The following is a 24,581-nucleotide window of genomic DNA, read 5'->3' on the forward strand; positions in this document are numbered from 1 at the left end:
CCGGCGGCCGTCGCCGCACCGCCATGCGGCGCACCCGCCGCCGTCGTCGCGCCCGCCGCCGCGCCGCGCGCCACGCCCGCGGCCTTCATCGCCGCCGCGGGGACGCGGACCTTGACCACCGCGGACTTGCCGCGCGCCAGCGCGCGCGTCGTCGCGCGGGCGACCACCTTGTCGCGGCGATCGCGCTTGGCGTCGGCGGAGAGGACGAGGCGCACCGTCGAGCGCGCCGCTCGCGCCCGGCCGACGTTGCGGACGGTCACCTTGACCGTCGTGGACGTCGCCGAGGCGGCCGGCACGCGCAGGTCGGGGCGAGCGGCGGCGTCGGCGGTGGACGGGACGAGCGCGAGCAGGATCAGGGTCAACGAGCACGAGGTCGACTTCATGTCCGGGACTCTCCCGACCGGACCATCCCGTTCCGATGCGCCTAACGCGCGGCCGCATGGCGCCGCGCCGCCACCCGGCGGCGGCTAACCGCACGCAGGTGCGGGAGCAGGCTCGACCTCGGGTGTCCCCCACCCCCGCGACGCCGGACCGCCTCAGGGCGAGACGGTCGTCCGCTCCACCGACACGGCGCCGGCCCGGCCGTAGCTTGCATCGCATGCGCTCCCTGCTCGCCCTGCCGCTCCTCGCCCTGTCTTTCGCCGCGTGCGGCGACGACGGCCCGCGCACCGCGCAGAGCCGCGACGTCGCGCCCTTCACCAAGCTCGTCAACGACACGTCGGTGGACGTGCGCCTCCACGTCGGCGGCGAGCCGCAACCACTCCGGGTCCGTGCGGGCGAGAACGTGATCGACGACGTCCGCACCGAGGTCCGCGACGGCACGCTGCACATCGCGTTCGACCACGACGGCTGGGGCGGAGACGACGTCCAGGTCGAGGCCTGGACGCCCACGCTGGACGCGATCACCGTCGACGGCTCCGGCAACGTCGAGGCCCGCGGCAGCACCCCGCGCCTGCAGGTCGTGTCCGACGGGTCGGGCGACGCGAAGCTCGCGGACCTTGAGGCGGACGCGGCCAAGGTGAACGCCGACGGCTCTGGCAACGTCGAGGTGCGCGCCGCCGACACGCTCGACGTGTCGCTCGACGGCTCCGGCGACGTTCGCTACCACGGCGAGCCGCGCCTGACCCAGCACGACGACGGCTCCGGCGAGGTCGAACGCGCCCACTGAAGCAAAGGCTTTCCGCTCTAGGAGAGTTGTCCAGTCGCGGCCACTCGAGGTCCGCCGGGACCCGATGCACACTGCATGAAGTTCCTGATGGTCGCCGCGCTCGCCGTTCTACTCCTCCCCGCCGCCGCTCAAGCCGCTCCCGTGGAGTGGGCGCCCGGCGACCATCCGCTCGGCCGTAGCCAGCTGAGCCCGGCCAACGTCGCCAAGCGCGGCAGCACGTTCCGGCTCAACCTGCCGGCCGGGACGACCGACGGCGCCGAGATCCGCAGCGCCCAGCAGTACGCGTCCGGCGTCGTGCGCTCGCGCATCCGCGTGGCCAACGCGCCGTCCTCGCTGACCGGCTTCTTCCTCTATGCGGCGCCGGACTACGCCAGCGAGATCGACATCGAGATCATGAATGACCGTACGGGCACCGTGCTGTTCTCGACCTACTCCGGCGGCAGCCAGACGCACACCGAGACCACCAACCTCGGCTTCGATCCCACGGCCGCCGCGCACACCTACGAGATCGCGTGGGGCGCGGGCCGCGTGCAGTTCACCGTCGACGGCGTGGTCCGCCGCGTCTGGACGGACGGCGTGCCCACCGCCCCGATGAACCTCTACGCCAACGCGTGGTTCCCCAAGTGGCTCGACGGGCTCGCGCCCGCCGGCACCCGCACGACCGTGATCGATCGCATCGAGTACCGGCGGCGCTGACCGGCCGCTAGAAGATCCGGCGCGTGATCCGCATGCTCCCGTACTGGGTGCCGCGGGTGACGGCGGGACCGCCGCTGTAGGAGAAACGCACGCGGTAGGTGCCGCGCGCGAGCCGGAAACGCAGCTTGAGCACGCCCTGGCTGTTCACGCGCGCCTTGCCGAGCGTGCGGAAGCGCTTGCCCTTCTTGCCCTTGGCCACGGCGACGGTGACGCGGCCGCCGGCGATCGCCTTCTCGCGCACGGTGGCAGCCAGCTGGTAGCTCGGCCCGCGCGAGTCCGGGAACGAGACGCTCGAGATGTCGAACGGGGACTGCATGTTGATCGTGATCGGCGCGCTCCACGGGGTCGCAGCCCCGAGGTAGGTCGCGCGCGCGACCATCACGTAGGCGCCCGGCCCGTCGTAGGGCGAGAACGCGACCTTGCCCGTCGCGTCGTCCACGCGAGCCGGGTTGCTCGGGCCGGCGATCGCGCCGTCCGGGCCGATCGTGCCGCCCTTGGCGTAGCGGACCTCGTAGACCGACGTGCCGGGGTTGCCCGCGAAGTCGATCAGGTGCGTATTGGTCGTGAGGCTGTTCGCCGGGCGCAGCAGCAGCGGACCGCCGGGCTGGCCGAGCGAGACGCCGGCGTTGACCGACCAGCTGTAGGCGGTGCTCTTCGCCCCGCTGGTGCAGCGCGTGTCCGTGTAGGTGGACAGCGTCAACGTGTACGGGCCGTTGCCGGCGTACACGATGCGGCCGCTGTCCTTGCGGATCGTCGACCAGCAGTTGTCGGTGGAGATCGACGTGGCCGTGGTGCCCGAGGGCCCCGTGGCGATCCACTTGTACGACGCGCCGTCGCCCTGCGGCACGTCCAGCGCGACCGTCTGGTTGATGGTGCGCAGCGGCGTGGCCACCCCCGGGGTCAACGCCACCGGGTTGCCGTCGTCGCCCGTGACGGTCACCGTCGCCGCGCTCGCGCTCGCCGGCGCGAACAGCCCCAGAGCCACGGCGACCGTGGCGAGAGTCCTTCCCCCTACCTGCACGTACTGCCTCCTGCTGGATTTCTGACTTGTGAAGCCAGGGAATCCTAGGCGAGTGGACTCGACGGTCCGCCGGTTCTCGACTCGTCAGCGGTGAAGACGGCCAGCACCTGGCCGCCCAGCGCGTTGACGCGATGGCCGAGATCGATCAGGTCGAACGGGCCCGAGACCACGGAAACATCGCCGGTCCGGACGATGATCGACTCAGGGAAGGCGATCGGGACGATGTACGGCGGGAGGCCAGAAACGTGCACCTCGTACTGCATTCGGAGCCGTACATGTCCCGACCTCCGAGCCGGGAAACCGACCAACCTTCCCTGAGCGATCAAAAGCTCACGCGGGGTCTGTCATCCAGAAGACCGCGCGCCGAACTCCTCGACGCCGATCACGGGCCGCAGGCCGCGTTCCAGCGCGCGATCGGCGAACGCGTGGCGCAGGACGTCGCGCTCGAGCGCGTTGCCCAGCGCGGCCATGATCATCCCCTGGTCCAACGACAGGTACGAGTTCGAGACCACCCCGCTGTCGACGTTGACGGCGTCGCGGAAGCCCCACTTCGTGTACAGGCCCGGGAAGTCCCGCTGCAGCTTCGTCAGGTTGCGCAGCGTCGCCTCGGGCGCGTAGCGCAGGCCGAGGAAGGCGGCGTGCGGCGTGACGACGCCGTTGGTGTAGGCGGATTGCGGCGGGTCCGGGAGGGCCGGCCGGTCAGGGCAGCCCGGGAAGCCGCGGTCGATCAGCGTGCGGTCGTTGTTGGACGGGTTGCCGTTCGGGTCCATGCCGGTGCCGTCGACGCCGTAGACCGAGTAGCCGCCCTCAGGCACGTTCGACGGCGAAAAGCCCCAGTAGCCGTAGCCGGCCTCCACGAGCCCGTGGTGGATCTGCGCGCGCACCGTCAGCGGGTGGTTGACGCCCCAGGAGCGCGGCGCCCACTGGGCCTCGGGCACGAACAGGTCAGGCATCAGCGCCTCGAACATCGATCCGCCCCACGACGGCGTCACGAGCGTCCCGGCGTACGGGTACGCACCCTCGAACACGTCCACGCCGTAGTACTTGCGCCACTTGCCGATCGGCTTGGTCTCCTGCCAGCTCCACTCGCAGGTGTCGGGGAACGTGCGCCACGTCCCGTAGTAGCTCTTGGCCGGCAGCTGACCGCGCACGATCCCGATGTACGTGGCGATGCGGCTCTCGCTGACCACGGTGTCGTAGCAGCACGGCGCCGCGCCGGTGTCCGGCTCGATGTGGAACAGGATCCGGTTGACGTCGGCCCGGTAGTAGACGCCGAAGTTCATCGACTCGTAGAGCGCGCCCGCACGCCGTGACAACTGCGGGACGGCGTTCTGCACGATCCGCAGCCCGACGGCGAGCCAGCCGTTGTCGACCGAGGACAGGATCGGGTTCCGCGGCTCCCCGGAAGGCGGCCAGACCGTCAGCTTGGCCCCCGTCCGGTGGTCGTACCAGTTGTAGAACTGGCCGCCGGTCCCGCGCTCCATGACCTCGAGCGTCGAGAGCGTCCGGTCGAGCCGGCGCACGAGCTCGCGCTTGTGGATGAACCCGAGCCGCTCGGCGACGATCGCGCTCCACATGTAGGCGCCGATGTTGGTCGTGCTCGTCTGGACGCTGCGCGAGCCGTCGGCCTCCAGGATGTCGGCCGGCAGCCCGGACCGCTCGTCGGTCATCGCGACGAACGAGGACCACGTCGTGCGCGCGTACTCACGCAGTTGCCGATCACCACCCCCGTGGCGACCGTCCGCGGCGGCCTGGCCCGCCGGCACCAGCACGAAGGCCGCTACGAGCGCGACCACGAATTTGCTTCGCATGAGCTCCCCCTGAGAGTCGGACGAGGCCACATGTACCCCGATCCCGGGTATGCGCACTTCAACGATGCCCGCGCCGCATCTCCGTTGGCAAGCACTCGAGGTCGACAAGGACGCCCACGCCGCGCTCAACGGCCACCGGCCGCGGGTGCTGTGGCTCACCGGGTTGTCCGGCGCGGGCAAGTCGACGATCGCGAACCGGCTGGAACACGAGCTGTTCGCCGCCGGCGTGCACACGTGCGTGCTCGACGGCGACAACGTGCGCCACGGCCTGTGCGGCGACCTCGGGTTCAGCGACGCGGATCGCGACGAGAACATCCGCCGCGTCGCTGAGGTCGCGAAGCTGATGGTCGAGAGCGGCCTGGTCGTGATCGTCGCGTTCATCTCCCCGTTCCGAGCCGAGCGCGAGGCCGCCCGCGCGCTGTTCGAACCGGACGAGTTCGTCGAGGTCTTCGTCGACGCGCCGCTGGACGTGGCCGAGGCGCGCGACCCGAAAGGGCTCTACCGCAAGGCGCGCGCCGGCGAGCTGAATGGCTTCACCGGCATCGACGCGCCGTACGAGCCACCGCAAGCGCCCGAGCTGCGCGTGGACACGGCGCGGCTGAGCCCTGAGGCCGCCGCCCAGGTGATCCTCGACCACCTGGCGCGGACCGGCCTCTACGCGGCGCGGTAGTCCCGGATCGCGTCCAGCGCCCCGTCGACGAGCATGTCGCCGAAGGACTCGCTGTCGTTGACGTGTGGGAACGGCGCGTCGGGCACCGGCACCTCCAGGAACGCGCACAGCGGCTCCCAGCCGTCCTTGGGCAACCACACGAGCAGCCGGTCGGCGGGCACCAGGCGCCGCATGTCCTGCGTGTAGCGCTCACACGCGGCGGCCATCTCCTCGTCGCTGGAGTCCTGGGTCATCAGCTCGCTGCGCGCCCACATCTCGCGCATCGTGTCCGAGTACTCGGCCCACAGCGGGTCCACCTTCGTGCGCGCCCGCGCCATCAGGCCGACGAGGTCCTCGCCGTAAAGCGCCTGCCAGATCGTCGCGCGCATACTCTTGGCCCACGCCGCGCCGTCGCGGGCGCTCAGCAGCACCTTCGCGTCCGGGAAGTCCTCCATCAGCTCGTGCGTGAAGTACGAGCCTGGCCAGTCCACGGTCGCCGGGAACTCCCGCAGGATCTCCGACGCGCGCAGCTCACCGTCCAGTGCCGCGCGCCAGCGCCGCGCGACGGGCAGGTCCGCGAACACGCTGACCATGTGGTAACACGGCGCGAACCCGAGCATCTCGAGCGCGACCTTCTGCGACAGCGTGCCGGTGCGCGGCAGTCCGGCTCCGATGACCTTCATGTCGCGGACCTTACTCGGACACCCAAAAGGTCCTAAACCCAGTCGGGTATTTGACATTCGTCTGGGACGCGAGTAAGGATGAGACGCGTGTTAGAGGGCGGCGGTTGCGCCCTTTCTCCGGTCCATCCCAGTGGAGGTCCTCCTCTCAGTGCCCCATGTCATGCCCGTGCGGCTCGCGAAGGCCGCGGCTGCCGTCGCCGCCGCAGCCTCGCTGCTGCTCGCGCCGGCCGCCGCCTCGGCCGCGTGGCCGCAGCAGAACGTGCTGCCGGTCTATCCGGACAATCCGAACGACGCCTCGATCCCGATCGGCGTCATCCCGTACGACGAGATCGCCCCGAAGCTGAACGCTCTTCAGGCCGCCAGCAACCGCGTGTCGGCGCGAGTAGCGGGCAAGTCCTCCGGTGGCCGCGACCTCTACGTCGTCACGGTCACGTGGCCGGAGACCGACGCCGAGTCTGCGCAGCAGGAGGCGTGGAAGGACAAGATCGAGGACGACCCGGTCGCCGCGCGCACCGACGAGGCGCTGCTCGCGGGCTACAAGACGCCGCTGTTCGTCAACGGCAACATCCACGGCAACGAGTGGGAGGGCACCGACGCCATCCTGCGCGTGATCGAGAAGTGGGCGACGGCCACCGACGCCGCCACCGAGACGCTGCTCAAGCGCAACCGGATCACGCTCAACGTCACGTCCAACCCGGACGGCCGCGTGCTCGGCACGCGCCCGAACGAGGCGGGCTACGACCTCAACCGCGACCTGACGATCATCTCGCAGCCGGAGTCGCGCCTGATCCGCGACCTGACGGTGCAGACGCAGTCGCTGTTCCTGCTCGACCTGCACGGCTACGTCTCCCCGACGCTGCTGTGGCCGAGCACGCCGCCGCACAACCCGAACAACGACTACGACCTCTACATCAAGCACGGCCTGCCCGCCGCGCTGGACATGGAGCAGGGCCTCAAGGACCTCGGCTACCCCGAGACCCAGCGCGCCCGCATCCCGTTCCGTGACGACGAGGCCGGCGTGTGGGACGACTACCCGCCGATCTACGTGCCGTCGTTCGCGCTCTACCAGGGCACGATCCCGTACACGATCGAGGCGCCGCTGAACCCGCGCGGCGGCAGCCTCTCGCTCGAGGAGCGCAAGCGCCGCTCGGGCATCAACACCGACGTGCACGAGGTCGCCATCAACAAGGCGCTCGCGTACATGCAGACCAACCGCAACCAGCTGATCTTCGACCAGGCGGAGCTGTTCCGCCGCGGCTGGGCGGGCGAGCCGACCAAGGACATCCCGGACAACTTCGTCCCGGGCTGGGGTCCGGAGGACAACTACAAGACGACGTTCCCGCGCTCGTACGTGATCCCGGTCGGCGCGGGCCAGCGCTCCAACGCGGCCGCCAAGCGCCTCGTCGACCTGATCATCGAGAGCAACGGCCGCGTCACGCAGGCCAAGGCCGCGTTCACCGCCGGCGGCAAGTCCTACGCCGCGGGCTCCTACGTGATCGACATGCACCAGCCGCTGCGCGGCATCGTGAACACGCTGCTGGAGCCGGGTCTGGACATCACCGACCGCGTCGACGACCTCTACGCCGGCCCGGCCGGCTGGAGCCACGCGCTGACGTGGGGCGCGACCGTCGACACGCTCACCAGCGAGCTGCCGACCGTCCAGACCGAGCGCATCTTCTCGGCCCCGGCCGTGTCGTCGGTCCCGACCGCGCAGACGAACCTCGTGCTCGACCCGCGCGACGCGCAGGACCTGCTCGCGATCAACGCGCTACTGGCCAAAGGCATCAAGCTCACGCGCCTGAGCGACGGTTCCGTGCTGATCCCGGCGAGCGCCCGCGCCGACGCGCTCGAGGAGGCGCAGACGCGCGGCCTCACGCTCACGTCCGCGCCCGCCTCGTTCGCGGGCGCGACGCTCGAGGACAAGATCGTCGTCGCCTACAACGGCGGCGCCGAGGTGCGTGACGTGCTCAAGGCCCTCGGCTTCGAGGCCAAGGCCTTCACGGCCGCGACCCTGGGCACGACGCTGACCGACGACGTCGACGTGCTCGTCGTCCGCGACACACTCGACCCGGCCGCGCTCACCGGAGCGAACAAGGCCGCCTACGACGCGTTCATCGCGCGCGACGGCGGCGTCGTCGGCCTCGGCGACCGCGCCGCGACGTACACCACCAACGCGGGCCTGCTGACCGCGACCGGCCAGGCGGGCGCGAGCCTCACGTCGGGTGTTGCCAACGTGGTCAACCATGGCGGCCCGGTGGTCAACAGCGCCCAGTCGACCGCGTGGATCTTCCAGCCCTCGTGGTACTCGAACCTCGGCCCGAACGCCGTCGTCGAGCAGTCGTTCGCCGCCGACCCGCTGCTCGCGGGCTGGTGGCCGGTGGACGGCAACCAGGGTCAGACCAACGCGGCCGGCAAGGCGAGCGTCGTGCGCGGCGTGTCCGCGGGCGGCAACGGCGTGGTCCTGATCGGCACGAGCGTCGTCACGCGCCTCCACGCCAAGGGCCTGAACGCGACGTTCGGCCGCGCGATCCTGTTCGCCGCCGATCCGGTCTCGAAGACCAGCGTCCCCGGCACGGTCGGCGGCACCGTCCCGGCGACGCTGTCGCTCGCGCTCGGCGCTCCGGCGGCGTTCCAGCCGTTCATCCCGGGCGTGCTGCAGGACTACACGGCCGAGACGACCGCCAAGGTCATCTCGACCGCGGGCAACGCGACGCTCTCCGTGAGCGAGCCGGGCCACCTGACCAACGGCGCGTTCCAGCTCGCCGAGCCGCTGCGCGTCGAGTTCTCGAAGTCGACGTGGGACGGCCCCGTCTCCAACGACGAGGTGGACGTCGCGTTCAAGCAGCTGATCAAGGCGAACGACCCGCTCCGCACGGGCACGTACTCCAAGACGCTGACCTTCACGCTCAGCACCACCCAGCCGTAGTTCGCATGTAGGTGGGCGGCGATCCGTCACAGGATCGCCGCCCCCGCGCACTCTGGGGGTGGATGCCGGACGACACGACACCCCTCGGCGCGCCGCTGACGACGCCCGACGGCTTCGTCGCCCTCTACCGCCGCGAGGCGGAGCTCGTCCTGCGCTTCTGCACCCGCCGGGTGCTCGACGCCGAGACCGGCGTGGACCTGTGCGCCGAGACGTTCGCCCAGGCGTTCCGCTCGCGGCGCTCGTTCCGCGGCGCGACGCAGGCCGAGGCGCGCGCGTGGTTGCTCACGATCGCCCGCCGCCAGGTCGCCCGCTACCTGAAGAGGGGCGCGTTGGACCGCCGTGCGCGCGAGGCGCTCGGGATCGTCACGCCCGTGCTGCAGGAGGGCGAGGCGGAGGAGATCGAGCGGCTCGCCGGGCTCGCGCCGCTGCGGGCGGCGCTGGCCGAGGAGCTGGCTCGGCTGGGCGGCGACCAGCGCGAGGCGCTGCGCCTGCGCGTGGTCGAGGAGCAGCCGTACCCCGAGGTGGCACGGTCGCTCGGCGTGACGGAGGCGACGGCACGAGCGCGGGTGTCACGCGGGCTGCGGACGCTCGCCGCGTCGTTGGAACTGCGATGGGAGGGCGAGCGCCCATGAGGATCCTCGACGAGCTGGAACGCGAGATCGAGCGGGTGGCGCACGCGGCGGGAGAAGCGCGGCCGCGCCGCCGCTGGTGGCGTTCGGGCGCGCTGCTCGTGCTGGCGCCGCTGCTGGCCGGCACCGTCGCGGTGGCGGCGACGACCGGGATCCTGTCCGGCGAGCCGGTCTCCAGCGACCCGCACGCGCCGCGGGACCCGAACGCCGGGATCGGCGTCAACGCCGGTCCGGGCAAGCTGCTGGCGGTCCGCGCCGCCGATCCGGCCGGCGGCCCGGAGTGGGGCCTGCGACTGGTCAAGACCTCGCGCGGGCTGGGCTGCCTGCAGGTCGGCCGCGTCGTCGACGGTCGGCTCGGACGCCTCGGGCAGGACGGCGCGTTCGGCAACGACGGCAAGTTCCACGAGCTCGGCCCCGAGATCCTGGAGACCTCCAGCGAGTGCCAGCAGCCCGACGGCGCCGGGAACGTCTTCTTCGCGATGACGTCGATCGGGCAGCCGGCCAGCGCCGACCCCGCGAGCTGCGCCGTCCGCCCGCGCGGCGAGGACAAGCGCCCGGCGTGTCCGCGCGGCTCGCTGCGCGACGTCTTCTACGGCCTGCTCGGGCCGGAGGCGGCGGCGATCACCTACCGCGAGGGTGGGAAGACCGTGCGCCAGGCGGTCGAGCGCCCCGCCGGCGCCTACCTCGTCGTGCGCGCCACCGACCCGGACCGCCGCGACGTCGGCTGGTGGTCCCCCAGCGTCACCCCGAGCTGGGTCGAGTCGATCGAGTTCCGCGACGGCACCGTCTGCCGCCCCGACGAGCGGCCGCGCCGCCACGGCCGCCACGAGTGCCCGCTCAAGGGCTACGTGAAGCCGCGGCTCGACATCGCCACGCGCGCCGAGCTCGCCACCCCGATCACCGTCCGCGTGGGCACCGCGCGCGAGAAGCCCTACCCCGAGATGGACCGCAAGTCGCTGGAGCGCATGGAGTGGCAGCGTCGCGTCACGATCAGCTTCCGCGCCCGCCGCGCCGCAGACGCCCGGTCCTTCTACAAGCTGACCGCCGAGATCCCGGGCCGTCCCCCGAACTGCGGCGTCGGCCTCGGCAGCCCGATCGCGCGCGACATCGCCGCCGGCGAGACGGTCACCGAGACCCTGTGGGTCGCGCACCGCTGCTCGGGCACGATGACGATCCGCATCGGCTACGAGCAGCAGACCGCTCCGTCCCAGATGCCGTTCCACGGCGACGGGCCGCCCAACGCGAAGGTCGGGACGGCCCGCGTGCGGATCCCCTAGTTGCCGCCCGGGTTCTCGCCGATCAGGGTCGCGAAGCGCAGCAGGTACTCGTCGGAGGTGCCTCCGTCCGGGTCGGCGACGTGGTCGCTCTGAACCGCCACATCCGTGTCGGTCGGGCCTTCCCAGAACGGCGCGAGCCGCCCCAGCCCGCCCTGCGCGACGAGGTCGCCCACGAGGTCGACGCATGAGCGCGTTCCGCCCAAGCGCGACCAGTCCGCGTCCGTCGCCGGGGCGACCGGCGCCGTCACCCCGGTCAAGGACGCGAGCAGCGCCTGGCGGAAGGTGCGGATGCGGGCGCTCGCGCCGCCGCCGTCGGTCGTACGGTCGAAGCCGACGATGTCCACGCCGTCGTCGAACGTCATGCCGCGCCGGCGCCAGTGGGAGGTGCCGACCAGCGCCCACGCGTCGTCGACGACCACGGTCGTGGAGCGGATCGCGACGGCGCGGCCCGGGAAGCCGTTTGGGTGGAACGCGACCACGCGCGCCGGGTCGACGTCTTTGAGCACCTGCAGCGCCGCGTTGCGGGCCTTGAACGCCTGCCGCACCCAGCCGCCGTAGAGCGGGTCGGCGTCGGGCCAGCGCGGGACGCACACGAGCACGAGCAGTGACTGCTGCTCGTTCATGCGCAGCGCGAGCTCGGCCACGAGGTCGAGCTCGTGTGGCGCGGCGGGCCCGGGCGGGTCCTTCTCGTGCTTGGTGGCCGAGAACGCGGGCGAGCTGATGAACACGAGGTCGCGCGCCTGGCGGACGGCGCGCCGCAGCGCCCACTGGGCGTCGCGCGAGCCGAAGCGCTGGGTGTGGAACTCGCGCCGGATCTCGCGGACGATCTGCGCCTCGTTGGTGAGGTCGACGTCGTCCACGTCGTCGGGGTCGAAGCCGAACTTCTGCACGATCACGTCGATCAGGTCGTTGATCGACGCGTCGGCGGCCGGGATGTCGTCGATCAGGGCGAGCTCGGGCGACTCGCACTTGACCGCGATCGTGCGCAGCACGGCGGCGGCACACGAGCGCGGCGCCGTCTGACCCGCGGGCGCGGTGTCGTTCGCGGGCTCGGCGGGCGCCGCCCAACCCGTGTTGGCCACCACGGGCAGCCAGCCGACGCCGGCGCTCGCCAGGAAGGGCAGCAAGGGCTGCGCGCGCCGCGCCGCGATCTGCGCGACGTCGAACGCCGCCGCCCCGTCCACGCGCACCCCGGCGGCGTGCACGTCCGGCCCGGCCGGGTTCCCGGGGTTGCCCAGCGCGTGCATCGCGCTGCGCGTCTCGCGCGCCCAGCGCCCGCCGCTGACGACGGCGTCCCAGGTCATCGGCGCGGCCGTGTCCCCCGTGCCGACCGTCAGCAGCGACGCAAAGCGAGCCTGGGTCGGCAGCCGCGGCCCTTCCCGCGGGTCGCTCTCGCCCCCGAGCCGGCGCAGCATCTCCAGGATCGACGTCGGCAGCGCCGGGTCCACCTCCGGCGCCGGGATGCCGAACACGGGCGCCGCCGCGACCGCCTTCAGCACCGCCCCGTTCCCCGCCATCGGGTCGGGCGTGCCGAAGGCGTCGACCGGCGTCGCGCCGCTCGGCGCCCCGATCGGCACGATCACGTTGCCGAACGTGCGCGTCGCGTTCATCCGGTCCGTCACGACGAGGTCGAAGATCAGCCGGCGGCCGGGCGGCTGCACGGCGCCGACGGGCAGGTCGAGCGGGTTCGTCAGCAGCAGCGAGAACGCGTTGTTGTCAGCCACGACGTGCGCGGCGCCGTCGCCGCGCAGGAAGCTCGGCGCCGGCCCGATCGACTCGATGCGCTTGAACACCTGGGGGTACACGCGCACGTGCCAGTCGAGCGGGATGGTCCCGCCCGGGAAGGTCAGCAGCACGTCCTGGTCGCCCGACCAGGACGCCACCAGCCCCGTGTCGGGCTGCCCGGACGGCGGCGCCCCGCCGCCCAGCGCCACCGGGAACGCCGGCCAGTGCCCGCCCGGCAACCCGACGCCGTCGTCGATCACCGGCGAGGACGCGAACGCGAGCCCCTGCCAGCCCGCCCCGATCGCCCCCAGCACGCTGCCCGACGCGCTCAGCACGTCGACTCCGTCGACCAGGAAGTCGAGCCGCACGCGGTCACGCACCGCGGGCCGGAACTCCTCCGGGATCGCCTGGTCCGCGCCGTCGATCCCGTAGACGACCGTGTTGGAGCGGTTGCCCAGCAGGTGCCACTTGAGGTCGACCGCGGTCACGCGCAGGAACTGGCGCGCGATCCCCGCGGGCACGCCGGCGGGAACGGTCAGCGTCGTGCGGTCGAGCACGCCGTTGTGCGTCCACCCCACCCGGATCCGCGCGGCGCCGTCGCCGGAAGCCGGGATGCCGATGCCATCGGCCGCGTTGAGCGCGACGAGCCCGACCGCGTCGCCGGAGTCGGTGCCCGACACGAACTTGCGCGGCGCGAGCGAATCGACGGCCCGGAACGGCGCGCCGTGCGGATCGACGACCTGCACGACGATCCCGGTCGCCTTCCCGGCGATGCTCGTGACGCCGCCCGGCGTGTTGAGCACGCCCAGCGGCGCGAGCGCGGGGAACGCCGTCGCCAGGTCGTTGAACAGCGCCGCGACCGCGACGGGGTCGACGATCAACCCGCGCGCGTCGTGGAAGCTCATCACCGGCGTGTCGGCCGGGTCGATGTCGATCGACTCGCCGGGCGCGAACCAGCGCGCGGTCAGCGCCGGGTTGGTGGCGCAGCGCACGACCATCGTGTGCGGCACCGGCCGGATCGGTCCGGCGGCGCCCAGCCGCGTCGCCACGAGCTGGTCCAGCCGCGTCGCCGCCTGCGGGTGCAGCCGCAGCACGGCGCCGATCCCGGTCAGCGGCAAGCCGCTCACGTCATAGACCCCCGCGCGCCGCAGGTCGGCGACCCACGTCCGGATGCCGAGGAACGGCGGGCGCGCGCCGCCGCCGGGCGTCATCGTGAGCGTCAGCGCGGCATTGTCGAACGTCGCGTCCGCGTTCGACCACGACGGCCCCAGCAGCGGCACCGTCAGGCCCAGCGCGAGCAGCCCGTCGTCCGTCAGCCGCTGCTGCGCGTCGTTGGGCGTGATCACGGGCGGCAGGGCGGTCATGACACCTCCACGTCGATCGTGTGGGAGCGCCCGTCCGGCGCCGTGAGCCGGAGCTTGAACGCCTTCACCGGCACGCGCGCGAGCACGGCGTAGGCGCGCTTGCGCCCACCCGCTCCGCGCCGCACCTGCAGCGGCTCGTTGCCCGGCGGCTGGCCCTGGTCGCGCGGGATGTCCGGCAGCGCGATCTCGAGCAGCAGCGTCTTGGCGAGCGGCGGGCCGAACGGCGGCTTGACCACGACCGCCGTCCCTCGGTCCCGCGACGGCACCAGCGCGCCCGGGCGCTCGACGACCGGGAACGGCTTGACCACCGCCGCGCTCTCGGGCGTCGCCTGCACGCGCAGCATGTACGCGAGCCCGTGGTAGCGCTCCAGCGGCGCGTCGCACGCGAACTGGAGCACGATCCCGCCCGGCGTCTTCGACAGCTGCGGCGACAGCAGCTCCGGCGCGGGCAGGACGGACCCCGCGGGCACGTGCAGCGTGCGCGTGCGCGACCGGCCGAGCGGGTCGATGACGCGCACGGAGACGTCGATCGCCGGGTCGTTCACGGCCCGTCGCACCAGCGCGCGGAACGACCCGCCGCCCACGCGGAAGAACCCGTTCTCGCTTGCCCCCGGCGGGTCGGTGGGCGCGCGCCCGAGCTCCCCGAAGTACGAGAACAGCGGGTCGGCCGCGCCGACCGAGCGCACCACCACTTCCAGTTTGTGGGGCCCGAGCGCCGTCGGCGCGAGCGGTGCGGTGGTCGTCCAGTCCAGCTGCACGTCGGCGGCGGCGCTGCCCGGCCACGAGGTGGTGATCGCCGACAGGTTCGGGTCTCCGGCGGGCGGCGTCACCACCGACACCGGGTTCGACGGCGCCGAGCGCCCGCGGACCAGCCCGCGCTCGGCGATCTTGTACGGCAACGGCCCGCCCGTGTCGAACTCCTCGTCGGCCCACGCGACCGCCCGGTACCAGACGCGCTTCCAGCTACCGCCGGGCACGTCGGTGCACGTGAACGTGTCGCCGTTGACGTTCCAGGCCGGGTTCAGCGGCGGGCCCATGGTGTCCAGCGAGCGCGCGGCGTCGTCGACCCGCACGCGGTAGAGGTCGACCTCCCCCACGCGGTGCCCGTCGCGCGCGGTGACCGTCAGCTTGACGCTGCCGTCGGCCTTCGCGAGCGCCTCGAGCATCGGCGGCGCGGGCGTCGCGATCCGCGGCGCGGCGCGCAGGATCACTGCTTCGCGCACGTCCGGCCCGGCCGGCCACGGCCCTTCCACCCCGCCCGGCGAGAGGGAGACGACCGCGTAGGCGTGGATCGCCGTGGAACCGGCCGGGAGCGCGACATCCAGGCTCGTCCCGGTCAGCGGCTTCGTGTTCACGCGCGTGAACGGCCGCCGGTCCGGGCTGGCCTCCCACAGGTCCAGCAGCGCCGTCGCGCGGTCCGACAGCGTTGCCGACAGGTCCGGCTCGGGCGCGCCGTAGTGCGCGAGCATCGTCAGCTCGTCGGAGGTGTAGACGACGTAGCCCGCCGCGCCGTGGGCCACCGGCCAGGAGATCCGCGCGTGCGAGCGCCCCTCGGCGTCGGGCAGCGACGCGAGCGGGACGAGCTCCGGCGGCACGGGCGGCGCGACCGGGTCCGACGCGTACGCGATCACCGGCGCGCTCGCAGCGGCCGGATGTTCCGGCGCGATCAGCTCGGTGCCCGAGAGCCACAGCACGAGCCCGATGTGCGGGGTCGCGGTGAAGTTCGCCTGCAGGCCCTCGATCGTGAGCCGGTAGCGCCGCACGTCCTCGCCCTGCTCGCCCGGGTCGACGGCCTCGTCACCCTCCGGGTTCAGGTAGACGAGATCGCCCTCGCTCTGGACGGCCGCGTCCCCGCCGGAGAACGTCAGCGTGACCGCCTGGTCCCCGGCGGCGCCCCCGATCGCCCGCTGCAGGACCGCGGGTGCAACGGTGCTGGGCGGCGGCGCGGCCCGGTCGGCGGCCGCGTACATGCGGCCGACGAGCCGCAGCTCCTTCGGCCGGCGGTCCGTCCAGTCCCACGTGACGTCGACGGTCAGCTCGCCCGTGCACAGCTTGCCGCTGGCGGGCGCCGTGACCGCCAGCGTCGCAGCGACGATCCGCGGCGCGGGCGTGAGCGGCTGCTGGGCGTCGAACCCGACGCCCAGCCACGGGCTCCAGAGCGAGAAGATCGACTGGGTCGCCACGGAGTAGCGCACGTTGCGCTCGCCCGGGTTGTTCGGGATCATCAGCCGGCGGTCGGCGAGGTGGACGAAGTTGGACTGCGGGTCCTTCTCGGCCTGCCCGGGCGCGATCGGCTTGTGGCCGCCGCTCGGCCGCGGCTCCATCAGCGGCGCGGCCACGGCCGCCGCCGTGTCGTTGCGCGCCGCGGCGTAGCTCGCGACCCGGATCAGCGTGTTCGACGGCGGCCGGTTCCAGCGCACGATCGCGCTCGCCGCCCAGTCCGCGTCGCGCGCCGCCGGGGCGATGAACGCCGAGTGCTCGCTCGCGAGCTGCGCGGGCGGGAACGGCGGCAGCGCGGCGATCGGCCGCAGCGCGTAGGCCACGAGCTCGACCGGCGCCGAGTTGCCGTCGAGGCCCTTCGCGTACGGCGCGGTGATCATCCAGTCCCAGCGCGAGCCGTCGTGGTAGGCCTTGCCCTCCGGCTGGGTGATCTCGGGCAGGTTGGTGCCGTAGCCGAGCGCGAGGCTCAGGAACGGGTCGGCCGCCGTGGCCACCCGCAGCAGCATCAGCGGCGAGACCTTCGCCTTCGTCGGGTTGGCGTTCATCGCGTCGCCGTCCAGCGTCGCGGGCGGCGGCACCTCGACGTCCATCAGCGTCGCCGCCTGATCGCGTTGCGGGCGGGTCAGCACCGTCCGCAGCGCGGGCACGACGTCCTCGTTGACCTCGTCCACCAGCTTGGCCGGGACCGGCGGCTTCCACACCGGCGCCGCGACGCCGGCCATCACCTGCGCGTCCCACCCGAACCCGGGCGTGCCGCGGTCGATGCGGCTGATCGCGGCGTCGCGCGGGCTCATGAGCGGCGGCCCGACCGGCCCCTGCGGCGAGAAGTGCGTGCCGATCCCGCTCCAGGAGGTGTCGACCGGCATTCCGACGATCTCGACCGGCTGCCAGTTCGGCAGCGCCTCGTACTTGGCCACGGGGATGCCGGTCACGCCCGTGACGCTCATCCCGCTCGGGATCAGCAGGCCGTTCATGTAGCCGCCGTGGATCTCGACCGACGTCGCGCCGCCGGGCGCGTGGCTCGTCGTGACCAGCGAGTACAGCGACGGCGCGTTCGAGAGGCCGTGGATCGCTCCGCCGCTCGCGCTGTTGATGCTCAGCCGCGCCCACGCCACGGGCTGGTGGAAGAGCACGAGCCGCCCGCTCAGCAGGAACGTCGCCGTCAGCGAGTAGCCGATCGGCACCTCGGCGCCGCCGGAGAACGACGGCCGCCGCCAGACCGTGAACGGTCCGGTCGGGAGGCCCACCCCGCGGTCCTTGCCGTCCGGCCCGAGGTTGCCGGCGGCGCCGTTGATGTGCCAGCGCAGGGCGACCACGCGCGGGAACCCGCGCGGCTTGACGTCGAGCTTGCGCCGGCGCGCCTCGACGTTCCAGTCGATCATGGCCGCCTCGACGATGAACAGCCGGGGATCGACGATCCGCGTGACGGCCATCTCAGTCCTCCTCCCACGGAGCCTTGGTGAACGCCACGTCGACGAGCTTGGGCAGATGGTCGCTCGCGCCGGGCCCGTCCAGGTAGCCCTCCTTGAACGCGAGCCGTTTGAGCACGAGCGAGAGCGTCTTGCCGCGCGAGCCCGGCTTGAGCAGCACGATCGCGCGCTGCCCGCCGGGCGCGCGGACGATCCGCTGCACCACGTCGTCGGAGCCCGAGCCCTCCTCCGGGAAGATCCAGTCGTCGCGCGTGAGCTCGTAGTGCTTGACGTCGGTGCCGGTGAGCGTCTCGAGCGTGGCGCGCTCGCGCTCGCGCCACAGGGGCTCGGTGGAATCGATCACGACCGCGGTCGGCTGCGGCGTGCCCGCGCCCTCCCACCACACGATCACGCGCGGCTTGTCCGGCACCGGCATCGGCTCCAGCCCTTGCCCGGCGAGCACCTGATCGAGCTCCTCACCCTCGGGCTGGTGGGACGTGAACGCGAGCTTGACCGCGTTCGCCAGCCCGTTCGGCACGGCGCGATGCGTCACGCGCGAGCCGCGCACGAACGCCGCCATCGCCTCCAGCGACGCGAAGCCGGAGGTCGCGAACGCGCGCCGGAACACCCGCTCCTCGGTCTTGCCGGTCGTGCCCTCGTCCGGGACGCGCCAGATGTCGAGCAGGTAGTCCGTCGCCGGGTCGAGCGGGATCGGGATCTTCGTCACCGAGTGGCGCTGACGGTCCTCGTCGACGTCCACGCAGTCCGGGTCGATCACGTCGAGCACGGTCGACTCCCAGGGCGAGAAGATGTCGCCCGGGATCTGCTCGACGTTGGCGTTGACGCCCTCGGTGGCGAGCACGATCGGGTACGGGAACGGAAGCTCGTCCGGGTCCGGATGGCGTGCCGAGGCCGCCAGCAGCCGCAGCTCGAGCGTGTAGCCGTGCGCCTTGAACAGGTCGAACAGGTCGTGCGTGGCGAACGCGATCTGCAGCGGCTCGCCGCCGAACACGTGCCGCTCGCCCTCATAGGGCAGACACGCCAGCACCCACGGGTCCAGCCGCAGCGGCGCGTCCTCCTGGGTCCTGAACCAGAAGCTCTGCGTCGCGCCGTCGCTCGCGATCTCCCCCGCGGCGTTGGACGCGTCCGCCGACCACGTCACGTCGACCCGGTAGGCCGTGCCCGGCGTCATCAGCGGCACGTCCGCGCTCTCGGCCCCGAGCGCGGCCTCCAGCACCTCGTGGTTCTTGGTGACCGTGTGCTCGTCGTGGTCCGAGCGCGCGATCTCGGCCTCGAGCAGGGCCTCGAGCGCGGCGACGTAGTAGATCGGGCCGCTCAGCGTCTCCTCCTGCTTGCCCTCCGGCGGCATGCCGACGACGATCCGGTCGGCCTTCAGCGCGCCGCCGACGTCCACCAGCACGGCGACGTACTGCTCGCTGTCGGGCAGGGCGAGCAGGTGGTTCATCACGAGCGTGACGTCGTCGTCCCACGGCCCGGCGGCGTCGACCCACGGGCTCGGGAGCGTCACCCAGCTCACGGCCATCGAAGCGTCCACCTGCTCGGCGAACACGATGTCGTCGTCGGGGGTGACGGCGCGCACCACGATCCGCTTGTTGAGCACGCGCTTGTGCACGAACAGCAGCAGCCGCGCGCGGTCGAACACGCCCGGCTCGAGGATGACGGCGTCGGCGAGGTCACCGGGCTTGAACTTCAGTGCGTCCCAGCGCTTCTGGATGTCCTGCTCGCGCGCCGGATCGCCGGTCGGCGGCTTGAGCGTGTCGAAGCGCGGCGCGGCGAGGATGCGGCTCGGGCACGTGCGCGCGGGCGCCTGGGCTTCGGCCACGACGCCGCGCAGCGCCGCGTTGCTCATCGGCACGCCGAGCTTGAGCCGGCGCTGGATGTCGGTGATCGAGAGCCCGCGCTCGTCGAGCACGTCGGGGGTCTTGAGGCCCTTCACGCGTTCGGTGCCGGGGCGGGCGAGCGCCGGCTTGCCGGGCTCGGGCTGCGGGCAGGCGACGATCGCGCCGACGACCTCCGCGGGCAGGATGCCGCGGAACGGGTCGACCATCGGGTCGCCGCAGCGCCAGCGCTCCTCCACGTCCAGCCGGGTCGGCGTCGGCAGCGACCGTACGGTCTCCGGCGGGTCCGGCCACGCCTCACCGAACACGATCCAGCCGTCCTCGGACGGGCCGAGCGGCTCGTAGCGGAACGTCCACAGCACGGGCGTCGGTGGCGCGGCCTGGTAACACACGGTGCCCCAGCGGTCCTTGACCGTCTCGGTCAGCTGCTCGGACGCCTGCAGCGCCTTCGGCGTCGGGTTCGGCACCCACGACAGCAGCGCGAGCTGCGCCGCCTCGTTGGCCTCGGTCGGCGGGCGCAGCGTCCACCACGTGGCCGGGCCGCCCGGCTTGGACAGCGGGCCGGCGATGTCGACCGCGGTCAGCGTGTAGGAGAGCTTGTCCGAGCTGCGCTGGATCTCGCGACCGCCGCCCGAGCCGCCGAGCGCGTCACCGCGGAACTTGAGGTCGTTCTTCTCGAACGGCGGCGCGGTGAACTCGATGACCGGGATGGCGTTGATCGGAACGACCGGGATCTTCGGGTCGTCCTGGGTCGCCGTGGCCTTGCCCAGGCCCCCGTCGACGGGCTCGTCGGAAGCCGTGCCGTGCACCAGCGCAGGCGTGCGGCTGACGAGGGTCACGCCGCCCACCAGGGCCGGGATCGCGATGTCCGGCGGCTGGTCCTCCTCGAGCGTGAAGTCGACGCAGCCCTCGATCTCGAAGAAGAACAGGTCGATCGACCCGCACACCTCGCCGTGGATGCGGTAACCGGTGGAGTCCGGGTCGTCGGGCAGCTCGCCCAGCCGCACGTTCAGCTCGGCGCTGGCCGAGATCGAGACGATGAACAGGCGCAGCTCGCCGCGGCCGTAGAGGATGCCGGCCACCAGCAGGGGCGAGAAGCCGAGGATGGCGTCGAAGCCCGCGGCCAGCTCGGCGTACAGGCCGACCGACTTCGAGCCCCAGACCATCGAGACGTGCAGGCCGGCGGAGATCGCGAACCCGTGCGGCACGGGCAGCTCGGGCATGAAGTCGTCCGCGCTGTTCTTCCCGTCCCCGACGAGCATGAGGTAGCCCGAGCCCTTGAAGACCTCGAAGATCTCGGCGCGGATCGGGTCCGGGTACTGGCCGAGGTACAGGTGCCAGTTCTGCGGCTCCTTGCCGTCGAAGAACGCCTCGACCGGGATCCGCAGCTTCAGGATCGGGTCGATCGTGTAGTCGATGACCAGCCCGATCGTGAGCGTCTCACGCCCGACGTCGAGGTCGACGACGGCGAGCAGCGTGCCCTCCGCCTCGGTCTCGAGCTCGGGCATCGGCACGAGCAGGTTCGCCTTCATCATCAACAGCAGGCGCGGTCCCGGCAGCTCCAGCAGGACCATGCCCTTCATGTTGAAGACGATCGAGCTGCCCATCGTGCCGACGAGCGCGCCGACGCCGAACGCCCAGCGGTCGATCTGCGGCTTCCACAGCGCCGGGTCCTCGACCTTGGTGATGTCACCGCCCGCGCGCTTGAGCCAGGACAGCGCCTTCGTGGTCGAACCGGCGTCGGGCTCCTCGTTGCGCGCGAAGTGCATCGCAAACAGGCCGATGAAGCCGTAGATGCCCAGCCCGGAGGACCACAGCGGGATCGCGACCGGGAAGTTGACCTCGATGCCCACGGCGACGCCCGTGGCCGGGCCGCCCTGGTCCTCGGGGATGTTGCGGATCGCGAGCGACGCGGCGATGCGCAGGCTGAGCGGGACGAGCGTGATGTCGATGCGGCCCGCGAAGCCCGTCTCGTCGAAGGCGAGGTAGCCCGAGCCGGCCAGCACGCCCGGAATGTCGACGCCGACGCCGAGTGCGGTGAGCTCGACGCCGAACGGGTCGCCGAGCGTGATCCGCACCCCGGCGCGCTCGAGCGCGACCACGCCGAGGTCCACGGCCGAGGCGAGGTTGACCTCGAGGTAGGTCGGGTTGGTGCGCGAGATCTTCGCGCCGTCCACGCGCAGCACCTGGCCGAGCGGGTCGGCGACGGTCAGCGAGCCGGGCTTGGAGACGTCGAGCGTGTAGCCCTTGGAGGAGTCGAAGACCGGGTGGAAGATCGGCTCGCCCGTCGGGCCGGCGCCGAAGCGCACCCCGATCGCCTTGTAGCGGGCGACGAGCGGCTTGTCGCGCGCGATCGTCAGCAGCCGCAGCGGGCCGATCTTGATGTCCGCGCTGACCGCGGTCTCGATGTCGGCGAGGATCGCCGTCGACCACGCGCCCGCGTGCTGGCGCACGACCAGCTCGCCGCCGTACCAGACGACGCGCTCGACGGTGAACCAGTCGGTCGCGGTCAGCAGCGCGGGCAGCCCCGCCGCCGCGGCGCCGAGGACCAGGTCGGTGACTTCCGCGCTGCCGGGCTTCTCCGGCGCGAGCTCCGCCAGCAGCGGCCAGAACAGCAGGTACAGGCCGAGCAGGTTGCGCGCGGTGGACGGCTCCGCGAGCGGCTGGCCGGGCAACGAGCCGGTGGCCGCGAGCCCGTCCACGTCGGACGGATCGGCGCCGAAGAGCACGCTCAGCTGCCACTCGTCGCTGCCCGGGTTCTGCGTGTACACGCCGCGGAAGGCGACGATGCCGTCGCCCGGGTTCTGGTGGCCGAGGCCCTGGAACTCCGGCCCCTCCCCCGCCTGCACGCCGCTTTCACGCAGCGTGCGCTCGGCCGCGGTGTCGACGTCGATCTCGCCGTGCAGCTCGACCGCCACGAAGTCGTCGCGGACGATCCGCACCTTTGCGCCGATCGAGCGCAGGAAGTCGGGCGGCTCCGGCGGGTCGTCGGTCGGCGGCGGGTCGGGCAGGTCGATCGTGATCTCTTCGTTGATGACCGGCGGGCGCTTGACGACGGCGGTCGTGACCGGGCCGGCGAACGCGATCGGCGTCAGCAGCTCGGCGCGCCACCAGCGCCGGCGCGGGTTGTTGGCCGGGTCGCCGATCTGCGCGGGCTTGGCCTGGGTGAACCCGCGCGGGTCGGTCTCGATGATCAGGCGCCCGGCGCCAGCGAGCTGGTCGTAGAGCCGGCGCGCGACCTTGGCCCGGCGCTCGGACAGCGCCTGGTTGTAGCCGGCCTTGGCGTCGTCGCCCTCCCAGGAGGCGTGGCCGACGACGGTGATCTCGTCCTGCGCCGCGAGCGAGCGCAGCGCGTCGCCGTACTCGGAGGACGCGAGCACCGACATGCCGCCGGGCGTCCAGCCGCTGTCGATCGTCTGGTCCAGCGACTCGGTCGTGTGCGTGAGATCGGCGTTGTTGGCGTACTCGTTGAGCTGGGCGTCGGTGAGCTGGTCCGGCTCGTCGTAGTGGAAGTAGACGGGCGCCTTGGTCGTCGTGCCGGGCACCGTGGCCTCGACCGTCTGCTGGCTGTCGGGCGCGAGCGGGAACGTGGCGGAGGTGGCCGGGCCGCCGGGGACGGTCACGCCGCCGACCTCCCAGGTGGCGGCCGAGTTGTCCTCGAGCGCGACCGTGACCGTCGTGTCGGTCTGGCTGCGGATGACGAGCCGCGGGTTGGTGACCGTCGCGCCGCCGCGCATGGTCGTCGACGACTCGACGTGCGCGGACGGGATCGCGCCCGGGATGGTGATGGTGCCCGAGCTGCCGCCGGGCGCGTTGCGCTGCGCGTCGATCGTGAGGATGACCGGCTCGTCGCCCTGCGCGGTGACCTCGACCTCGATCTTGATCTCGTCGGTCTGGCCCCAAGCGTCGATCGTCTTGATCCGCTCGGTCTCCCACGCGCCGCCGTCGATGCGGATCCTGGAGAGGTACGGCGGCCTGCGGCCCTCGATGTCGACCACCATCGTGGACTCGTCGGGCAGCACCACGGACAGGTGCAGGTCGTCGATGCGGCGGACGTTGATCGGCTCGCCGAACAACGTGTAGAAGCGCGCGCCCAGGTGCAGCTCGCCGCCCTGGTTGACGACGTCGAGCATGAAGTCGCCGGTCACGCCGGGCGTGTTGCCGATGCCGATCAGCAGGTTCGTCGCGCCCGCGCTGACCGCCCAGCCCTCCGCGCCCTGCGGCGAGACGAACAGGCGGATCTCCGGGAAGTAGACGCCGGTCCAGTCCTGGTCGTAGCCGAACTGCTCGAGCACGGCCGGCGGCGTCGAGCCCTGCGAGAGGTCGAGCACGGCCGAGCGGAAGCCGAAGCCGACCACGCGGCCCGTGCCGATGAACGCGTACGGCGGGTCCATCGTGACCATCTGCGCGACGCCGATGTCCCCGGGGTCGTCCAGCCCGGAAGCGCCGAACGACAGCAGCTGGATGGTCGGCTGCGAGCCGAGCGCGGAGCCCTGCGTGATCCGCAGCTTGACCTTCGGCAGCGTCAGTTTGACCTCGGTGGCCGTGTCGTGCGGCTCGAGCACCTGGTCGGTCGGGCGCAGCTGGGCGGGCTTGAGGAACGGCGGGCGCAGCACCGCGGACGTGATCACCAGGTCGAGCACGAACTCGGTGCTCGGGTAGTCCGAGACCGCACCGATCGGCGGCGGGTCGAACGCGTCGAGCACCGCGTCGACCGGCGTGCCGTTGAGCGGCCCTGCGCCCTGCACGATGATCGCCGAGCTCGCCCGGGGCGCGAGCAGCTGGAAGTCGATCGTCGTGTCGCGCAGGTCGATCCACGGCTGCCGGCGCGACGGGTCGTCCTGCGGGTGGCCCTCCGTGTTCTCGGCGCGGACGCCGAAGCTGAACGTCATCGGGTCGAAGTAGACGTCGACGTCGGCGTGGATGCGGGCGCGGCCGCGGAGCACGCTCGCCGACGGGTCAGCGCCCTCCTCGTACTCGTCCACGGCGAGCGTGGCGAGCGCGGCGTGGAAGTTCCCCGCGGCGTTGCCGAGCAGGAAGTACGGGCTGACGAGGTCCCACAGCGCTACGTCCGGCATGACCCGACCAACGACATCGACGAACCCCCTCGGCTGGTTTCGGCGACCTTTCCCGGCATGGGCGGC

The 24,581-nt window shown here is 72.4% G+C and carries 12 protein-coding genes and 2 pseudogenes; 6 read left to right on the forward strand and 8 right to left on the reverse strand.

Annotated elements, in window-relative coordinates:
- Nucleotides 1–383, reverse strand: a pseudogene (locus tag OJ962_RS25255) (hypothetical protein); the annotation flags it as partial.
- Between the two features lie 215 nt (nt 384–598).
- Between OJ962_RS25255 and OJ962_RS25260 the strand changes: the two are divergent.
- Both OJ962_RS25260 and OJ962_RS25265 read left to right on the forward strand, forming a co-directional pair.
- Entirely contained in the window at nt 599–1,168 is a 570-nt protein-coding gene (locus OJ962_RS25260) for a GIN domain-containing protein (protein WP_202956969.1), read from the forward strand.
- 75 nt (nt 1,169–1,243) lie between these two features.
- On the forward strand, nt 1,244–1,864 hold the full coding sequence (locus OJ962_RS25265; protein ID WP_202956970.1) for a glycoside hydrolase family 16 protein: 621 nt from the start codon (nt 1,244–1,246) through the stop codon (nt 1,862–1,864).
- Between the two features lie 7 nt (nt 1,865–1,871).
- Here the strand turns inward: OJ962_RS25265 and OJ962_RS25270 are convergent, their stop codons facing one another.
- From OJ962_RS25270 to OJ962_RS25280, 3 genes are all read right to left on the reverse strand, one after another.
- A complete protein-coding gene (locus tag OJ962_RS25270; protein WP_270006689.1) occupies nt 1,872–2,849 on the reverse strand; it encodes a hypothetical protein in 978 nt (325 codons plus the stop codon).
- An 80-nt stretch (nt 2,850–2,929) separates the two neighbouring features.
- A complete protein-coding gene (locus OJ962_RS25275; protein WP_270006690.1) occupies nt 2,930–3,136 on the reverse strand; it encodes a hypothetical protein in 207 nt (68 codons plus the stop codon).
- Nucleotides 3,137–3,229: 93 nt separating this feature from the next.
- Nucleotides 3,230–4,696, reverse strand: coding sequence for a glucoamylase family protein (locus OJ962_RS25280; RefSeq protein ID WP_202956973.1), 1,467 nt, complete (start codon nt 4,694–4,696; stop codon nt 3,230–3,232).
- Between the two features lie 70 nt (nt 4,697–4,766).
- Between OJ962_RS25280 and cysC the strand changes: the two are divergent.
- Nucleotides 4,767–5,366, forward strand: a pseudogene (gene cysC / locus OJ962_RS25285) (adenylyl-sulfate kinase); the annotation flags it as partial.
- On the opposite strand, the gene OJ962_RS25290 reads toward cysC, so the two are convergent.
- A complete protein-coding gene (locus OJ962_RS25290) occupies nt 5,351–6,028 on the reverse strand; it encodes a sulfotransferase family protein (RefSeq protein WP_202956974.1) in 678 nt (225 codons plus the stop codon). The pseudogene cysC and the gene OJ962_RS25290 sit on opposite strands and share 16 nt — an antisense overlap.
- A gap of 160 nt (nt 6,029–6,188) precedes the next feature.
- Between OJ962_RS25290 and OJ962_RS25295 the strand changes: the two genes are divergently transcribed.
- From OJ962_RS25295 to OJ962_RS25305, 3 genes are all read left to right on the forward strand, one after another.
- Nucleotides 6,189–8,954, forward strand: coding sequence for a M14 family zinc carboxypeptidase (locus OJ962_RS25295; RefSeq protein WP_238932297.1), 2,766 nt, complete (start codon nt 6,189–6,191; stop codon nt 8,952–8,954).
- Nucleotides 8,955–9,016: 62 nt separating this feature from the next.
- Nucleotides 9,017–9,586: an RNA polymerase sigma factor gene (locus OJ962_RS25300; RefSeq protein ID WP_202956976.1), complete on the forward strand. Its 570-nt coding sequence runs from the start codon at nt 9,017–9,019 to the stop codon at nt 9,584–9,586.
- Nucleotides 9,583–10,860 (forward strand): hypothetical protein, encoded by a 1,278-nt coding sequence (locus OJ962_RS25305; RefSeq protein WP_202956977.1) that lies wholly within the window; start codon nt 9,583–9,585, stop codon nt 10,858–10,860. The genes OJ962_RS25300 and OJ962_RS25305 overlap by 4 nt, the downstream gene beginning before the upstream one ends.
- Here OJ962_RS25305 and OJ962_RS25310 read toward each other — a convergent pair.
- Genes OJ962_RS25310 through OJ962_RS25320 form a run of 3 tightly spaced genes read right to left on the reverse strand, consistent with a single transcriptional unit; the run spans nt 10,857 to nt 24,515 of the window.
- Nucleotides 10,857–13,949, reverse strand: a complete 3,093-nt coding sequence (locus tag OJ962_RS25310) for a phospholipase D-like domain-containing protein (protein ID WP_202956978.1) — start codon at nt 13,947–13,949, stop codon at nt 10,857–10,859. The two genes, OJ962_RS25305 and OJ962_RS25310, sit on opposite strands and share 4 nt — an antisense overlap.
- Nucleotides 13,946–17,602 carry a hypothetical protein gene (locus tag OJ962_RS25315; protein ID WP_202956979.1) on the reverse strand — a complete coding sequence of 1,219 codons (3,657 nt, stop codon included), beginning with the start codon at nt 17,600–17,602 and terminating at the stop codon, nt 13,946–13,948. Before OJ962_RS25315 ends, OJ962_RS25310 begins: the two co-directional genes overlap by 4 nt.
- Nucleotide 17,603: 1 nt before the next feature.
- Nucleotides 17,604–24,515, reverse strand: coding sequence for an OmpA family protein (locus tag OJ962_RS25320; RefSeq protein WP_202956980.1), 6,912 nt, complete (start codon nt 24,513–24,515; stop codon nt 17,604–17,606).
- Nucleotides 24,516–24,581 lie beyond the last annotated feature (66 nt).

The sequence above is a fragment of the Solirubrobacter deserti genome, from assembly GCF_027587175.1.
GTDB classification, from domain to species: domain Bacteria; phylum Actinomycetota; class Thermoleophilia; order Solirubrobacterales; family Solirubrobacteraceae; genus Solirubrobacter; species Solirubrobacter deserti.

Coding starts and splice junctions, on each gene's coding strand:
- OJ962_RS25310 (WP_202956978.1), bottom strand. CDS start 13,949: ATGACCGCCCTGCCGCCCGTGATCACGCCCAACGACGCGCAGCAGCGG.
- OJ962_RS25315 (WP_202956979.1), bottom strand. CDS start 17,602: ATGGCCGTCACGCGGATCGTCGATCCCCGGCTGTTCATCGTCGAGGCG.
- OJ962_RS25320 (WP_202956980.1), bottom strand. CDS start 24,515: ATGCCGGACGTAGCGCTGTGGGACCTCGTCAGCCCGTACTTCCTGCTC.
- OJ962_RS25305 (WP_202956977.1), top strand. CDS start 9,583: ATGAGGATCCTCGACGAGCTGGAACGCGAGATCGAGCGGGTGGCGCAC.
- OJ962_RS25260 (WP_202956969.1), top strand. CDS start 599: ATGCGCTCCCTGCTCGCCCTGCCGCTCCTCGCCCTGTCTTTCGCCGCG.
- OJ962_RS25300 (WP_202956976.1), top strand. CDS start 9,017: ATGCCGGACGACACGACACCCCTCGGCGCGCCGCTGACGACGCCCGAC.
- OJ962_RS25295 (WP_238932297.1), top strand. CDS start 6,189: ATGCCCGTGCGGCTCGCGAAGGCCGCGGCTGCCGTCGCCGCCGCAGCC.
- OJ962_RS25280 (WP_202956973.1), bottom strand. CDS start 4,696: ATGCGAAGCAAATTCGTGGTCGCGCTCGTAGCGGCCTTCGTGCTGGTG.
- OJ962_RS25265 (WP_202956970.1), top strand. CDS start 1,244: ATGAAGTTCCTGATGGTCGCCGCGCTCGCCGTTCTACTCCTCCCCGCC.
- OJ962_RS25290 (WP_202956974.1), bottom strand. CDS start 6,028: ATGAAGGTCATCGGAGCCGGACTGCCGCGCACCGGCACGCTGTCGCAG.